We start from the raw sequence: 13978 nt of genomic DNA, 5'->3' as shown, positions 1-13978 counted from the left end.
CCAGGAGATAACACCATGACTACCCCTACACAGCAGCTCTCCGACGCCGGAGTTTCCATCTGGCTTGATGACCTTTCCCGCAGCCGCCTCGAAACGGGCACGCTGCGCAAGCTCATCGAAGAGAAGAACGTGGTTGGTGTGACCACCAACCCGTCCATCTTCCATGCCGCCATCACGGCCGGCACTGACTACGACGCCACCATCGCCGCGCAGGCCGCTGCCGGAGCCAGCGTCGAAGACACCATTTTTGAAATCACCACCACCGACGTCGCCGACGCCTGCGACCTGTTCGCCCCTGTGGCAGCAGCGACCAAGGGTGTTGACGGCCGCGTGTCCATCGAAGTTGACCCGCGCCTCGCCTGGGACACCGCCGGCACCATCGCCGAAGCCAAGCACCTCTACAAGAAGGTCAACAAGGACAACGTCCACATCAAGATCCCGGCAACGCTCGAAGGCCTCGAAGCCATCACCGCAACCCTGGCCGAAGGCATCAGCGTCAACGTGACCCTGATCTTCTCCCTGGAGCGCTACCGGGCTGTCATTAACGCCTTCCAGTCGGGCCTGGAGCAGGCCAAGGAGAACGGCCACGACCTCGCGAAGATCCACTCCGTCGCGTCGTTCTTTGTCTCCCGCGTGGACACCGAGATCGACAAGCGCCTCGACGCCATCGCCACCGACGAAGCCAAGGCACTCAAGGGCAAAGCCGGGGTGGCCAACGCCCGCCTCGCCTACCAGGTGTACGAAGAGCTCTTTTCCACCGAGCGCTGGGCAGTCCTCGCAGAGGCAGGCGCACTCCCCCAGCGTCCGCTGTGGGCTTCCACCGGCGTCAAGGACCCGGCCTACCCGGACACCCTGTACGTCACCGAGCTCGTCGCCCAGGGCGTAGTCAACACCATGCCCGAGAAGACCCTCGACGCCACGTTCGACCACGGCGTCGTGACCGGCGACACCGTCTCCGGCACCTACACGGAGGCCAATGCCACGCTGGACGCACTGGACGCACTGGGCATCTCCTACAACGAGGTGGTGGCCCTCCTCGAATCCGAGGGCCTGGACAAGTTCGTGGCCAGCTGGAAAGAACTGCTGGCCGACGTCGAAGGCGCCCTTGCCTCTGCACGGAAGGCTTCCTAACCCACTATGAGCACACTCAGCTACGACGCCACCGGTGCCGCCCAGCAGGCACTCGAGCAGCACATGCCCACCCTTGTGGCGGACCGCATCGCTAGCCGGATCTTCGCCAAGGACCACACCCTGTGGGGTCCCGACGCCGAAGCCGAGTCCGCCGTCCGCCTGGGCTGGGTCGAGGCTGCAACCGTCTCGCAGGCACTCGTGGGCAGCATCCTCGAGCTCCGCGATGCCTTGAAGGCCGACGGCGTGACCCGGATCGTGCTTTGCGGCATGGGCGGATCATCACTGGCCCCCGAGGTCATCGCCGGCACCGCTGGCGTCGAGCTGACTGTGCTGGACAGCACGGACCCGGACCAGGTCCGTGCCGCCCTCGCCGACCGGCTGGCTGAAACCGCGATTGTGGTTTCGTCCAAGTCCGGTTCCACGTTGGAGACCGACTCCCAGCGCCGCATCTTCGAACACGCCTTCAACGAGGGCGGCATCGACGCGAAGAGCCGGATCATCATCGTCACTGATCCGGGCTCCCCGCTGGACAAGGCGTCACGCGAGGCCGGCTACCGTGCCGTCTTCAACGCGGACCCGAACGTTGGCGGCCGGTACTCGGCCCTCACCGCCTTCGGCCTGGTCCCTTCGGGCCTGGCCGGCGTGGATATCCAGGCGTTCCTGGATGAGGCAGAGGAAGCTGCTGAGATTCTCAACGTGGATGCCCCGGAGAACATCGGGCTGGCCCTCGGGACGGCCCTGGGCGGAACCAATCCGCTGCGGAACAAGATTGTCATTGCCGAGGACGGGTCCGGGATCGTGGGCTTCGCCGACTGGGCCGAACAGCTCATCGCCGAATCCACGGGCAAGCTCGGCACCGGCGTCCTGCCGGTGGTGGCCGGCCCCAACTCCCCGGAGGTCACCTCCGGTGCGGGCGACGTCCTGGTAGTCAGGCTGGTAGCCGCGGACGCCGACGTCGAACTCGGTGAAAACGAAGTGGCAATTGCCGGCGGCCTGGCCACCCAGATGATGGTGTGGGAGTTTGCCACGGCCGTGGCCGGACGCCTGCTGGGCATCAACCCGTTCGACCAGCCTGATGTGGAGGCCGCCAAGGTGGCCGCCCGCGGCCTGCTGGACGCGCAGCCCGAACCCACACCGGCGGCGTTCACCGACGGCGCCATCGAGGTCCGCGGCGGTGACTGGCTCCGCGGTGCGGCCACCGCTGAGGAAGCCGTCGGCGCTCTTCTGGGAACACTCGACGACGACAGCTACCTCAGCGTCCAGGCCTACTTCGACCGGCTGGCGTTCGCCAAACTGGAAGGCATTCGCGACCAGCTCGCCGACGCCAGCGGCCGGCCCGTCACGTTCGGTTGGGGACCGCGCTTCCTGCACTCGACCGGACAGTTCCACAAGGGCGGCCCCGCCATCGGCGTCTTCCTTCAGGTCACCGCGGCTCCCGCAGAGGACCTCGCCATCCCGGACCGTCCCTTCACCTTCGGGGAACTGATTGCCGCCCAGGCCGCGGGCGACGCCCAGGTCCTGGCCGGTCACGGCCGGCCGGTCCTGCGCCTGCACCTCACCGACCGCGCCGCGGGCGTAGCTCAGCTGCGGGGCATCATCGCAGCACTGGGCTCCCGGTCCGCTTCCGTCACCGACAGCTAAGGTTCCACAGCAACCATGCCAGATACTGAAAACGGCAGAACGTCCGGGCTGCGTACGGGAAAATCGGGGCGTAATCCGCTTCGGGACCCGCGGGACCGTCGTCTGAACCGGATTGCCGGTCCGTCCTCGTTGGTGCTCTTCGGGGTGACGGGCGATCTTGCCCGGAAGAAGCTGATGCCGGCGGTGTATGACCTGGCGAACCGGGGGTTGTTGCCGCCGAGTTTCGCGTTGGTGGGGTTCGGCCGCCGCGGCTGGAGCCATGAGGAGTTCGCGGCCCAGGTGGAGGAGTCCGTGCGGGCTTCGGCGCGGACGCCGTTTGATGAGGAGGTGTGGAACCAGCTCTCCGAGGGCATCCGTTTTGTGCAGGGCGATTTCGACGACGATGACGCGTTTGAGCGGCTCGGTGCGGTTCTCGCCGAGCTCGACGAGGTGCGCGGCACGCGGGGTAATCACGCGTTTTACCTGTCGATTCCGCCGAAGGCGTTCGAGCAGGTGTGCCGGCAGCTCTCCAAGCACGGCTTGGCGCAGGCGGACGGTCAGAAGTGGCGGCGGGTGGTGATCGAGAAGCCGTTCGGGCATGATCTGGAGTCGGCCAGGCAGTTGAACGACATTGTGGAGTCGGTGTTCCCGCCGGACGCGGTGTTCCGGATCGACCATTACCTGGGCAAGGAAACGGTCCAGAACATCCTGGCGCTGCGGTTCGCGAACCAGCTGTTCGAGCCGTTGTGGAACGCGAACTACGTGGACCATGTCCAGATCACCATGGCCGAGGACATCGGCACCGGCGGCCGTGCCGGGTATTACGACGGCGTCGGCGCGGCCCGCGATGTGATCCAGAACCACCTCCTGCAGCTGCTCGCGTTGACCGCGATGGAAGAACCGATCTCCTTCAACGCCGATGACCTGCGCGCGGAGAAGGAAAAGGTCCTCGCCGCGGTCAAACTCCCCGAGGACTTGTCCACGCACTCGGCGCGCGGGCAGTTCGCCGGCGGCTGGCAGGGCGGGGAACAGGTCCAGGGCTACCTGGAAGAAGAGGGTATCCCGGCGGATTCGAAAACGGAGACGTATGCGGCGATCCGGGTGGATATCCATACCCGGCGCTGGGCGGGGGTCCCGTTCTACCTGCGCGCGGGGAAACGCCTGGGGAGGCGGGTGACCGAGATCGCGGTGGTGTTCAAACGCGCCCCGAACCTGTTGTTCCGTGACCACGGCGAGGATGACTTCGGCCAGAACGCGGTAGTGATCCGGGTCCAGCCCGACGAGGGCGCGACGATCCGGTTCGGGTCCAAGGTCCCGGGCACGCAGATGGAAGTCCGCGACGTGACCATGGACTTCGGCTACGGGCATTCCTTCACCGAATCCTCCCCCGAGGCGTATGAGCGGCTGATCCTGGACGTGCTCCTGGGGGAGCCGCCGCTGTTCCCGCGGCATGAGGAAGTGGAACTGTCCTGGAAGATCCTGGACCCGTTCGAAGACTACTGGGCCTCCCTGGATGAACAGCCCGAACCCTACACTCCCGGGTCTTGGGGACCTGCCAGCGCGGACGAGCTGCTGGCCCGTGACGGACGAACCTGGAGAAGGCCATGATTGTCGATTTGCCGGACACCACCACCTCGAAGATCTCCAAAAAGCTCATGTCCCTGCGTGAGCAGGGCGGGGTGATCGCCCTGGGCCGGGTCCTGACCCTCGTGGTCGTGACCCGCTCCGGGCTGGAGGAAGAAGCGATCGAGGCCGCGAACGAGGCCAGCCGCGAACATCCCTGCCGGATCATCGTGCTCGCCGACGCCGGCGCCGAGGCCCCGAACCGGCTCGACGCCCAGATCCGGGTCGGCGGAGACGCCGGCGCCTCCGAAGTGATCGTGCTGCGCGGGTACGGCGAACTCGCCCATGAAAGCGAGTCCCTCGTCGCGGCGCTGTTGCTCCCGGACGCCCCGATCGTGGCCTGGTGGCCGCACGGGGCACCGGAGAACGCGTGCGAAACCTCCGTGGGCCGGATCGCGCACCGCCGGATCACCGACTCGGCGAACGAACCGGACCCCCAGCGCGCGCTGGAGAACATCCGCACCACCTACAAAGCCGGAGACACCGACCTTGCCTGGACACGGCTGACGAACTGGCGGATCCAGCTCGCGGCCGTCCTGGACCAGACCGATTCCTCCCCGGTCACCGCCGTCGCCGTCGAAGGTGCCTCGGACTCGCCGTCCACGATCCTGCTCGCGGCGTGGCTGACCCTGGCTCTGGATGCGCCCGTGACCATCGTCGCGGACCCCGCCGGGACCGGGATCCGCCGCGTCCGCCTCACCCGACGCAGCGGCGACGTCCAGCTCTACCGGCCCGGCCTGTCCATCGCCGAACTCACCCAACCCGGCCAGCCCGCCCAACGCATCTCCCTCCCGCGCCGCAGCCTCAAAGACTGCCTCGCCGAAGAACTCCGCCGCCTCGACCCCGACGAAGTCTTTGGAGAAGTGATTACTATTGGACTTCCACGTACCAATCTAAGGAGCGTCCGGCCCAGTGAGCGTTGAGCCCAGAGTAAGCATCCACCCTGATTCGTCTGTCCTGATGGCTGCCATCGCGGCGCGCCTGATCACCAAGCTGGTGGACGTTCAGGACAAGTACGGTGATGCCACAGTGGTGCTGACGGGTGGCACGGTTGGTATCGGTACTCTGAAGGCCGTGGCGGACTCTCCGGCGGCGCCCGCGGTCGATTGGTCGAAGGTCAATTTTTGGTGGGGTGATGAGCGGTTCGTCGCTGCGGATGATCCCGACCGGAATACCAGGCAGGCATTTGATGCCCTGCTGGCGCATATTCCCGTTGATCCGGCCAGGATCAACGAGCCGGCGTCCACGGACGACTTTGGCACTCCCGAGGAAGCGGCGGAGGACTACGCCAGGCGCCTGCGGGAGGCAGCCGCGGCCGAGCACGCTGCAGACATGTCGGATGAACGGCCCGATGAGGCAGGGCAGCTCCCCCGGCTGGACGTGGTGTTGCTTGGGGTCGGCCCGGACGCCCACGTGGCTTCCTTGTTCCCTGAGCAGGGCGGAATCCGGGAGAAGGAGCGGACGGTGGTGGGGGTACGAAACTCCCCCAAGCCGCCGCCGCAGCGGATTTCCCTGACCCTGCCTGCCATCAACACGGCCGCTGAGGTCTGGATGGTGGTGGCCGGAGAGGACAAGGCCGGGGCCGTTGGCCTGGCGCTGGCCGGTGCCAACCCGGTGCAGGTGCCTGCGGCGGGGCCCCGCGGAACTTCCCGCACGCTGTGGCTTATTGATGAAAACGCTGCATCAAGGGTCCCTCAGCAGCTCGTCCGGAAGGACGCCGCTGGCGCGTAGTTTTTCGAGCGCTCCGGCCAGGACATCTTCGGCGTCCTGGTCGGAGCGCCGCTCTTTAACGTACTCGAGGTGGCTTTTGTAGCCCTCGTCGAACTGTTCGTCTTGAGCAGCTTCCTGGCCGTCCCGCGACGCCGGTGCACCGCACCGCCGGCAGTCCCAGCTGGCGGGGATCTGCTCATCAGGCAGTCGGAGAAAAACGAGGTGTGTCTCATGGCCCTTGGCACACCAATAGGTGACCCGGATCCTGGGTAGTCTTTCGCCGGAGGCCGCTTCGGACTGGTTCTTGGGACCGGTACCTTCGGTAACACCTACCCTGGTGCCGCGGAACGCTGACGCACTATGGACCATCGGGACTCCTGGCTGCTTAAACGACACTGTTTAAACGAAACTGTGGCTGTTGGAAGCCAACAGCCACAGTCTAGTTCGGAGATTCCCGTGGGGGCAGTGCCGCGCCACGATCCGTTTGAAGTTCTAGGAGTCGCCTGCCCCGCTGAACCGCATCAGCAGCCCCAGGGCGATGATCACGACGCCCCACGTGACGCCCAGGACAACGGTGAACCTGTTGAGGTTCCGCTCCGCCACGCCCGAGGAGCTTAGGCCGGAACTCATACCGCCGCCGAACATGTCAGACAGCCCGCCGCCCCGTCCCTTGTGAAGCAGGATGAGCAGTGTCAGCAGAAGGCTGGTGATGCCCAGGAGAATCTGCAGAATGACATGAAGAACGTCCACGACGGCCTTTCAGAAGATTGGAATGACGGGAGCCGGGTGCTGCAGACGGACTAGTCCGTCAGCAGGTGACTCTCGAACCTGACAATATTAGCAAACTCCGCGGGGTCCAGGCTGGCCCCGCCCACCAACACGCCGTCAACGTCCCGTTCGTTCAGGATTGCAGCAACGTTGTTTGCCTTGACCGAGCCGCCGTAGAGCAGCCGGATCTTCGCCGCAACGTCATCGCCGAAGATGGTGGCGAGTTCGGCACGGATGGCCGCGCACATTTCCTGGGCATCTTCCGGTCCCGCCACTTCCCCGGTGCCGATGGCCCAAACAGGCTCGTAAGCCACTACGAGCTCGGCAGCCTGTTCGTCGCTGAGGCCGGCAACGTCGGCGCGCAACTGGGTAAGGGTGTGCTCCACGTGGTTACCGGCCTGCCGGATTTCCAGTCCTTCACCGACGCACAGCACCGGGGTAACAGCATGCTTGTACGCGGCCTTGACCTTGGCGTTGAGTACCTCGTCCGATTCTTTGTGGATGGTGCGGCGTTCGCTGTGTCCCACCAGCACGTAACGGCATCCCAGCTTGTTCAAGAACTGGCCGGAGATGTCGCCGGTGTAGGCTCCGGAGTCGAACTGGGAGAGGTCCTGCCCACCATAGGCGATGTCCAGTTCGTCGCCCTGGACCAGGGTCTGCACACCGCGGAGGTCGGTGAATGGCGGAAAGACCGCAACCTCCACACGGTTGTAGTCGTGCTTGGCGTCGGAGAGCGTCCAGGCCAGTTTCTGCAGGAGGGTGATGCCCTGGACATGGTCCATGTTCATCTTCCAGTTGCCCGCAATGAGAGGCGTGCGGTCAAAAGCGCCGTTCGTTGACGTAGTCACGTGTTCTCCAAAAGTCTTGATATGTATGCGGCCGGCAGGGTGCCCGCGGGCACACTGCCGGCCGGAGGACTTGGCAGCCCAGGTTCCTAGCGGTCCAGGACGCTGAGTCCCGGGAGTTCCTTGCCTTCAAGATATTCCAGGCTGGCGCCGCCGCCGGTGGAAATGTGGCCGAACTGGTCATCCGCGAAGCCCAGGGTGCGCACTGCTGCGGCCGAGTCTCCGCCGCCCACTACTGTGAACGCGTCAGCTTCGGTCAGGGCCTTGGCTACGGCACGGGTTCCACCGGAGAACGCTTCGAACTCGAAGACGCCCATGGGCCCGTTCCAGAAGACCGTCTTGGCCCCCTTGATCCGGTCTGCGAAGGCTGCTGCAGAGTCCGGGCCGATGTCCAGGCCAATACCCTGTGCCCCGAAGCTGCTACCTTCGATGCCGTCCGCGGGGACGGTTTCGTGGTCTGCGTCTGCAGCAAACTTGCTGGCCACCACAACGTCGGTCGGCACGATGAATTCCGTGCCGGCGTCCGCCGCCCGCTTGAGGTAGTCCTGGACGACAGGGATCTGGTCTTCCTCCAGGAGACTGCCGGCCACGCTGTGGCCCTCCGCTGCGAGGAACGTGAACAGCATGCCGCCGCCCACCAGGATGGTGTCGGCCTTGCCGATGAGGTTGTCGATGACTGCCAGCTTGTCCGAAACCTTGGAGCCGCCGAGTACAACGACGTAGGGGCGCTGCGTATCAGCTGTCAGCTTCCGCAGAACCTCCACTTCGGTGTGCACGAGGTCGCCCTGGTAGGACGGCAGCCGCGTGGCCACGTCGTAAACGCTGGCGTGCTTGCGGTGCACCGCACCGAAGGCGTCGTCAACGTACGCTCCATTGTCGCCGGTCAGTGCCACCAGCTCATCCGCGAAGGCGCCGCGCTCGGCGTCGTCCTTGCTGGTTTCGCGGGCGTCGAAACGGACGTTCTCCAGCACGAGCACCTGGCCGTCCGTCAGGGACGCGGACAGCTCTTTGGCGGAGTTACCCACCGTGTCACCGGCGAGGGTGACGCTGAACGGGGCGAGTTCCGCCAGACGCGCCACGGCAGGCTTGAGGGAGTATTTGTCTTCGGGCGCGCCCTTGGGCCGTCCGAGGTGGGCTGTTACCAGCACGCGGGCACCGGCGTCCGTGAGCTTCGTCAGCACTGGCAGTGAGGCCTTGATACGGCCGTCGTCAGTCACTGTAGAGCCGTCGAGCGGCACATTCAGGTCACTTCTAACCAGAATGTACCGCCCGCGGACACCTTCAGCGATCAGTTCGTTGAGGGTGTGGAATGTCATGTGTCTAACCCTAGCCCAGCTTGGCTGCGACAAGCTCCGTGAGGTCCACGAGGCGGTTGGAGTAGCCCCATTCGTTGTCATACCAGGAAACAACCTTGACCTGGTTGCCGATGACCTTGGTCAGGCCGGAGTCGAAGATGGACGACGCCGGGTCCCCGACGATATCGGAGGAGACGATCGGCTCGTCCGTGTAGGTCAGGAAGCCCTGGAGCGCCTCGGATTCGGACGCCTTCTTCAGTGCGGCGTTAACTTCCTCAACGGTGGTCTCGCGCGAGACGGTGACGGTGAGGTCGGTCGCGGAACCGGTGGGAACGGGTACCCGGATGGCGTAGCCGTCCAGCTTGCCCTTCAGCTCTGGAAGGACCAGGCCGATTGCCTTGGCCGCACCCGTGGAGGTGGGGACCATGTTAATGGCTGCGGCACGGGCGCGGCGAAGGTCCTTGTGCGGTCCGTCCTGAAGGTTCTGGTCGGCGGTGTAGGCGTGGATGGTGGTCATCAGGCCGCGCTCGATGCCGAACTCGTCATTGACGACCTTGGCCAGCGGGCCCAGGCAGTTGGTGGTGCAGGAAGCGTTGGAGATGATGTGGTGCGCGGCGGAGTCGTAAAGGTTGTCGTTGACTCCCATCACGATGGTGATGTCCTCGTCCGAGGCGGGGGCGGAGATGAGGACCTTCTTGGCACCGGCGTCGATGTGCTTCTGCGCGTCGGCTGCCTTAGTGAAGAAGCCGGTGGACTCGATGACGATGTCTACGCCGAGTTCGCCCCAGGGAAGCTTGGCAGGATCGCGCTCGGCGAGGACCTTGACCACATTGCCGTTGACGACGATGTTGCCGTCCTTGACCTCGATGGTTTCCTTCAGGCGGCCGCCGACGGAGTCGTACTTGAACAGGTGGGCCAGTGCCTCAGGGCTGGTGAGGTCGTTGACTGCCACGATCTCAAGGTCCGCGCCCTGTGCGAGTGCTGCGCGGAAGTAGTTGCGGCCGATGCGGCCAAAGCCGTTGATACCAATACGGGTCGTCACTTTTTCAGTCTCCTTGGTGCTTGATGAAGCACAACTAGTTGAGCGGGCGTTGAAGCCAACTAACAGATCCCGCACGCCATTGGGCAGAGATGATTAACAGAACGGAGGGCGACCAGCCACGTTGCTGAAGGCTGACCGCCTTCCGTGATCCATCTTACGTTTAAGTGGGTCCACCCCCGCAAGTGCGGGGGTGGACCTTCCACAATCCAGCCGAAATCACGCCGAAATGTGAAGTTTGTTACACGCGCATGTACTGCGCGTCACTACGGCAGGGTGATGAGACCCGTGGCGTTGGTGCGCGCAGCGTCGAAGCGCTTCGCGACGTCGGCCCAGTTCACGATGTTCCAGAAGGCCTTGACGTAGTCAGCCTTGACGTTGACGTAGTCCAGGTAGAAGGCGTGCTCCCACATGTCCAGCATGAGCAGCGGCGTGGTGCCAAGTGCCACGTTGCCCTGCTGGTCGTAGAGCTGTTCGATGACCAGGTTGCCGCCGATGGGCTCGTAGCCCAGGAAGCCCCAGCCGGATCCCTGCAGCCCGAGGGCCGCTGCGGAGAACTGGGCACGGAAAGCGTCGAAGGACCCGAAGGCGTCGTCGATGGCTGCGGCCAGTTCGCCTTCGGGCTTGTCGCCGCCGTCCGGGGACAGGTTCTTCCAGAACACCGAGTGGTTGACATGGCCGCCGGTGTGGAACGCGAGATCCTTGGACAGGCGGTTGATGTTGGCGAAGTCGCCCTTATCGCGTGCTTCGGCCAGCTGCTTCAGCGCGTTGTTGGCGCCGGCAACGTAAGTTGCATGGTGCTTGCTGTGGTGCAGCTCCATGATGCGCGCTGAAATGTGCGGCTCAAGCGCGGCGTAGTCGTAGTCAAGTTCGGGCAGTACGTACTCGGTCACAAAATCCTCCAATATCGTGGACGGGTTCGTCCGGTTTGCTAACTCTCGGATTGTGCATCCGGATGACGGGCATCCGGAAGATCTGGGTGAACGCTCTGATTCTAGGGCGCCGCTACTCGTCCAGCATTTCAGGCGTCACATTGGCGTCCGTGCCGGGGATGCCGAGGTCGATGGCGCGTTTGTCAGCCATGGCAAGCAACCTGCGGATTCGGCCGGCGATGGCGTCCTTGGTCATCACAGGATCGGCCAGGCGCCCCAGCTCGTCCAGGCTTGCCTGCTTGTGGGCCACCCTGAGTTCGCCGGCGTATTTGAGGTGGTCCGGGACGTCGTCGCCAAGGATCTCCAGGGCACGGTCAACCCGGGCACCTGCCGCGACGGCTGCCTGGGCGGAGCGGCGCAGGTTGGCGTCATCGAAGTTCGCGAGGCGGTTGGCGGTGGCACGGACCTCCTTGCGCATCCGGCGCTCCTCCCAGACCATCAGGGCGTCGTGGGCGCCCATGCGGGTGAGCAGCGCAGCGATGGTGTCGCCGTCGCGGATCACGACGCGGTCCACTCCCCTGACTTCGCGGGCTTTTGCCTGGATGCCGAGGCGGCGGGCGGCACCTACAAGGGCGAGTGCTGATTCGGGGCCCGGGCAGGTGACTTCCATGGACGACGATCGGCCCGGCTCGGTGAGGGAACCATGGGCCAGGAAGGCGCCGCGCCACACGGCCTCAGCATCGGCGGCAGACCCATTGACCACGGCTGACGGCAGGCCGCGTACCGGACGCCCGCGGCCGTCCAGGAGCCCGGTCTGCCGCGCCAGTGATTCACCGTCCCTGACTACTCGCACCACGTAGCGGCTGCCGCGGCGCAGGCCGCCGCCGGATACCACGATGATTTCGCTCTGGTGCCCATAAACCTCGGCGATGGCTGCACGCAGACGGCGGGCCGTGGACGCGAGGTCCACTTCCGCCTCGATCACGATACGGCCGGAGATGATGTGCAAGCCGCCGGCGAACCTGAGCATCGCCGAGACCTCAGCCTTGCGTACCGAAGATTTCTTGATGTCCAGCCGGGACAGTTCTTCCTTGACCGATGATGTCAGTGCCATGGCACCTTCCTAACTGTTCCCAAAAATGTCGTGGTACGCCGCTGCCAGACGCAATGGGTCATGGACGGGTCGGCGGCCCGACGCCCCCACTTTACCCAAGACAACCTCGGCGCCGATCATCGCGGCCGCTTTCTCGAATTCTTCCCGGTCGGGCACCGAGGCGGGATCGGCCAGGACGACGTCGATACTGAAGTCCGGCGCGTACCGGCGCAGGGCGTGGAGGTGGTCGGCTGCCGTCATGCCGGTGGTCTCTTTGGTGTCGGTGGCCAGGTTCATGGTCAGGCAGCGTTTGGCTGCGGTCGCACTGAGGGCGTCGCGCATTTCCGGGAGCAGCAGGTGCGGCAGTACGGAGGTGTACCAGGACCCGGGCCCGAGAATGATCCAGTCGGCCAGTTCGATGGCTGTCAGGGCCTCGGTGCATGCATGCGCATCTTCGGGCAGGAGCCTGACCTGTTCCAGCGAACCTGCCACGGCACAGCGCGCCTGCCCGCTGACCGTCTGCAGGACCGATTCGCCGTCAGGTGAGGTGACGCGGATGTCGCCCTCGATGGTGAGCGGCACGGTGGACATCGGCAGGACCTGTCCACGCGCCCCCAGCAGCGCACCGGCCCACTTAAGGCCCGCCACGGCGTCGCCAAGCAGTTCCCAAAGGGTAACAATGAGGAGGTTTCCGGTTGCGTGGTCATCGAGGGACCCGCCGCTGCCCTTCCCGGGCCGGAAGCGGTGCTGCATCACGTCCCGCCAGGTGCGGCCCCAGTCCGTGTCGTCGCACAATGCGGAGAGCGCCATGCGCAGGTCTCCGGGCGGGAGGACGCCGTACTCTTCGCGCAGACGCCCGGATGACCCGCCGTCGTCTGCCACCGTGACGATGGCGGTCAGTTCGGTGGTGAGCAGCCGCAGGGCTGACAGCGATGCTGACAGACCGTGGCCGCCGCCGAGCGCCACCACGTTAGGACCCTTGTCCTGCTGGCCGCCTGCCGTTCCGCTGGAAAGCGGTATCAACGGCAGCGGCCCGGTAAGCATCCCCATTACTCGCGGCCCAGGTCCCGGTGTGTTGTGGTGACCGTTACGCGGGGATACTGCGCCAGTTTCTTGGAAAGCTCGACGGCGACCGCTACCGAGCGGTGCTTGCCGCCGGTGCAGCCCACGGCAATGGTGGCGTAGTGCTTGTTTTCGCGCCGGTACCCGTCAAGGACCGGCTCCAGCGCCAGCACGTAGCGGTCCACGAAATTTTTGACACCTTCGGCTTCCAGGACGTAATCGCTGACGTCCTGGTCCAGGCCGGTGTGGGGGCGCAGCTGCGGCACCCAGTGCGGATTCGGGATGAACCGGACGTCCGCGACGTAGTTGGAGTCAACCGGCAGGCCGTATTTGAAGCCGAAGCTCATCACGTTGAGCCTGAGGGCCACCGGGCCGGTCTCGCTGAAAAGTTCCGTGATGGCCGTCGCCAAGCCGTGGACGTTGTAATCGGAGGTGTCCAGAACGACGTCGGAGCTTTCCCGCAGCTCCTTCAGCACCTCACGCTCGGCTGCTATGCCGTCGAGGATCCGGCCGCCCCCTTGGAGCGGATGGGGCCTGCGGCCCTGCTCGAAGCGGCGGACCAGGACGTCGTCGTTGGCGTCCAGGAACAAGACCCGGAATGTCACCCCGCTTGCGGCGAGGGCACCAAGCGTGGCCCGCATATCGGCAAAAAGACCCTTGCTGCGGACGTCCATCACCACAGCCAGGCGCGGAATGGACTGCGGTGCATGGGACACCAGTTCAGCGAGGGTGCCCAGCATCTGCGGCGGCAGGTTCTCGACGACATACCACCCGTGGTCCTCCAACGCGTCCGCGGCAGTGCTGCGCCCCGCCCCGGACATGCCCGTGACCACCAGCAGCTCCGCTTCGAGAGGCTTGATCGGCGTCATGCCGTCCTGCCCCGTCCCGGATTCCGCCGTTGAATCTGCCATTCGTTCCGC

At 65.2% G+C, this 13978-nt stretch carries 14 protein-coding genes; 5 read left to right on the top strand and 9 right to left on the bottom strand.

The genetic code is table 11. From position 1 onward, the window contains the following. Window positions 1-15: 15 nt before the first annotated feature. The 5 genes from tal to pgl are packed head-to-tail and all read left to right on the top strand — an operon-like array spanning window position 16 to window position 6105. A complete protein-coding gene (gene tal / locus AB4Y73_RS08025) occupies window positions 16-1131 on the top strand; it encodes a transaldolase (protein ID WP_441870651.1) in 1116 nt (371 codons plus the stop codon). A gap of 6 nt (window positions 1132-1137) precedes the next feature. After that, window positions 1138-2772, top strand: a complete 1635-nt coding sequence (locus AB4Y73_RS08020; RefSeq protein ID WP_441870649.1) for a glucose-6-phosphate isomerase — start codon at window positions 1138-1140, stop codon at window positions 2770-2772. A gap of 15 nt (window positions 2773-2787) precedes the next feature. Further along, on the top strand, window positions 2788-4359 hold the full coding sequence (gene zwf / locus AB4Y73_RS08015; protein WP_441870647.1) for a glucose-6-phosphate dehydrogenase: 1572 nt from the start codon (window positions 2788-2790) through the stop codon (window positions 4357-4359). Continuing rightward, window positions 4356-5297, top strand: coding sequence for a glucose-6-phosphate dehydrogenase assembly protein OpcA (locus tag AB4Y73_RS08010; protein WP_441870645.1), 942 nt, complete (start codon window positions 4356-4358; stop codon window positions 5295-5297). Before zwf ends, AB4Y73_RS08010 begins: the two co-directional genes overlap by 4 nt. A 37-nt stretch (window positions 5298-5334) precedes the next feature. Then, window positions 5335-6105, top strand: coding sequence for a 6-phosphogluconolactonase (pgl, locus tag AB4Y73_RS08005; RefSeq protein ID WP_441870877.1), 771 nt, complete (start codon window positions 5335-5337; stop codon window positions 6103-6105). Here the strand turns inward: pgl and AB4Y73_RS08000 are convergent. From AB4Y73_RS08000 to rapZ, 9 genes are all read right to left on the bottom strand, one after another. Continuing rightward, window positions 6058-6453, bottom strand: a complete 396-nt coding sequence (locus AB4Y73_RS08000; RefSeq protein WP_441870643.1) for an RNA polymerase-binding protein RbpA — start codon at window positions 6451-6453, stop codon at window positions 6058-6060. The two genes, pgl and AB4Y73_RS08000, sit on opposite strands and share 48 nt — an antisense overlap. Before the next feature lie 123 nt (window positions 6454-6576). Then, window positions 6577-6834, bottom strand: coding sequence for a preprotein translocase subunit SecG (gene secG / locus AB4Y73_RS07995; RefSeq protein WP_164199881.1), 258 nt, complete (start codon window positions 6832-6834; stop codon window positions 6577-6579). Between the two features lie 50 nt (window positions 6835-6884). After that, on the bottom strand, window positions 6885-7700 hold the full coding sequence (gene tpiA / locus AB4Y73_RS07990) for a triose-phosphate isomerase (RefSeq protein WP_441870641.1): 816 nt from the start codon (window positions 7698-7700) through the stop codon (window positions 6885-6887). 86 nt (window positions 7701-7786) lie between these two features. Beyond that, window positions 7787-9013, bottom strand: a complete 1227-nt coding sequence (locus AB4Y73_RS07985; protein WP_441870639.1) for a phosphoglycerate kinase — start codon at window positions 9011-9013, stop codon at window positions 7787-7789. 10 nt (window positions 9014-9023) lie between these two features. Then, window positions 9024-10034 (bottom strand): type I glyceraldehyde-3-phosphate dehydrogenase, encoded by a 1011-nt coding sequence (gene gap, locus AB4Y73_RS07980; protein ID WP_275215062.1) that lies wholly within the window; start codon window positions 10032-10034, stop codon window positions 9024-9026. Between the two features lie 263 nt (window positions 10035-10297). Continuing rightward, window positions 10298-10924, bottom strand: a complete 627-nt coding sequence (locus tag AB4Y73_RS07975) for a superoxide dismutase (RefSeq protein ID WP_441870636.1) — start codon at window positions 10922-10924, stop codon at window positions 10298-10300. Window positions 10925-11036: 112 nt separating this feature from the next. Further along, the gene (gene whiA, locus AB4Y73_RS07970) at window positions 11037-12017 is read right to left on the bottom strand and encodes a DNA-binding protein WhiA (RefSeq protein WP_108597830.1); all 981 of its coding nucleotides are present in this window, start codon (window positions 12015-12017) and stop codon (window positions 11037-11039) included. A 9-nt stretch (window positions 12018-12026) separates the two neighbouring features. Further along, window positions 12027-13046, bottom strand: coding sequence for a gluconeogenesis factor YvcK family protein (locus AB4Y73_RS07965; RefSeq protein ID WP_441870634.1), 1020 nt, complete (start codon window positions 13044-13046; stop codon window positions 12027-12029). Further along, a complete protein-coding gene (gene rapZ, locus AB4Y73_RS07960; protein WP_441870632.1) occupies window positions 13046-13969 on the bottom strand; it encodes an RNase adapter RapZ in 924 nt (307 codons plus the stop codon). The genes AB4Y73_RS07965 and rapZ overlap by 1 nt, the downstream gene beginning before the upstream one ends. Window positions 13970-13978 lie beyond the last annotated feature (9 nt).

Source organism: Pseudarthrobacter sp. TAF60_1, assembly GCF_052113505.1.
Classification (GTDB): Bacteria; Actinomycetota; Actinomycetes; order Actinomycetales; family Micrococcaceae; genus Arthrobacter.
Note: the sequence above shows the minus strand (reverse complement) of the source record. Positions and strands in the feature narration are given on the sequence as shown.

Coding starts and splice junctions, on each gene's coding strand:
- AB4Y73_RS07965 (WP_441870634.1), bottom strand. CDS start 13,046: ATGGGGATGCTTACCGGGCCGCTGCCGTTGATACCGCTTTCCAGCGGA.
- rapZ (WP_441870632.1), bottom strand. CDS start 13,969: ATGGCAGATTCAACGGCGGAATCCGGGACGGGGCAGGACGGCATGACG.
- zwf (WP_441870647.1), top strand. CDS start 2,788: ATGCCAGATACTGAAAACGGCAGAACGTCCGGGCTGCGTACGGGAAAA.
- pgl (WP_441870877.1), top strand. CDS start 5,335: ATGGCTGCCATCGCGGCGCGCCTGATCACCAAGCTGGTGGACGTTCAG.
- AB4Y73_RS08020 (WP_441870649.1), top strand. CDS start 1,138: ATGAGCACACTCAGCTACGACGCCACCGGTGCCGCCCAGCAGGCACTC.
- AB4Y73_RS07985 (WP_441870639.1), bottom strand. CDS start 9,013: ATGACATTCCACACCCTCAACGAACTGATCGCTGAAGGTGTCCGCGGG.
- whiA (WP_108597830.1), bottom strand. CDS start 12,017: ATGGCACTGACATCATCGGTCAAGGAAGAACTGTCCCGGCTGGACATC.
- tal (WP_441870651.1), top strand. CDS start 16: ATGACTACCCCTACACAGCAGCTCTCCGACGCCGGAGTTTCCATCTGG.
- AB4Y73_RS08000 (WP_441870643.1), bottom strand. CDS start 6,453: ATGGTCCATAGTGCGTCAGCGTTCCGCGGCACCAGGGTAGGTGTTACC.
- AB4Y73_RS08010 (WP_441870645.1), top strand. CDS start 4,356: ATGATTGTCGATTTGCCGGACACCACCACCTCGAAGATCTCCAAAAAG.